Annotated in this window: 1 pseudogene; it reads left to right on the forward strand. The window is 39.6% G+C overall.

Annotated features, from left to right (window positions below):
• The first annotated feature begins 28 nt into the window (after nucleotides 1-28).
• Nucleotides 29-843: pseudogene (locus HMPREF2876_RS10415) on the forward strand (IS5 family transposase).
• Nucleotides 844-859: the final 16 nt, after the last annotated feature.

The following is an 859-nucleotide window of genomic DNA, read 5'->3' on the forward strand; positions in this document are numbered from 1 at the left end:
GGTAACTCAAAAGTGGTATACTAAAGCTATGGAAACAACATACGAAAAAGCCTTAAAATTAAACTCAGAGAATTTCAAATTGTTGATAGGTGTTAAAAAAGCGACGTTTCAACTGATGCTTGATTGTCTCACTGACGCTTATCAAGAGCAACACTGAAAAGGAGGACGCCCACGCCGTCTAAGTATGGAAGACCAACTTATCATGACCTTGCGCTACTTACGCTATTACCCCACTCAACGCTTGTTGGCATTTGATTTTGGTGTAGGTGTGGCAACTGTCAATGAGGCCATTACATGGGTAGAGGACACCCTTCGTTCTTCAGGTCTCTTTGATTTAGACCACTTGGAAGCACCTAGCGCCACTGTTGCCATTGATGTCACTGAAAGTCCTATTCAACGCCCTAAAAAAACCAAAGCAAGAATTATTCTGGTAAAAAGAAAAGACATACCATAAAAACTCAAATCATGCTTGATTTGACTAGCCATCGTGCTTGTCAATTGGCTTTTTCAGATGGCCATACGCATGATTTTACCCTTTTTAAAGAGAGTATTGGCTATAGTTTGCCCCAAAATACCCTTGTTTTCGTAGATTTAGGGTATTTAGGCATCTTGAAATTTCACGAAAATACCTTTATTCCTGCTAAGCGTTCTAAACATCACCCCTTAACCCAAGAGGATAAGCAGTTGAATCGCAAGATAGCTAAAATGCGTATTGAAGTTGAGCACTTTAATGCAAAATTTAAAACCTTTCAAATCATGGCACAGCCCTATCGTAATCGTAGAAAACGGTTTGAATTAAGAGCTGAGTTGATTTGTGGCATCATCAACCACGAGATGATGTAGTTACCGAACAAGTCTA

Source organism: Streptococcus sp. HMSC073A12 (assembly GCF_001812815.1).
Taxonomy (GTDB): domain Bacteria; phylum Bacillota; class Bacilli; order Lactobacillales; family Streptococcaceae; genus Streptococcus; species Streptococcus vaginalis.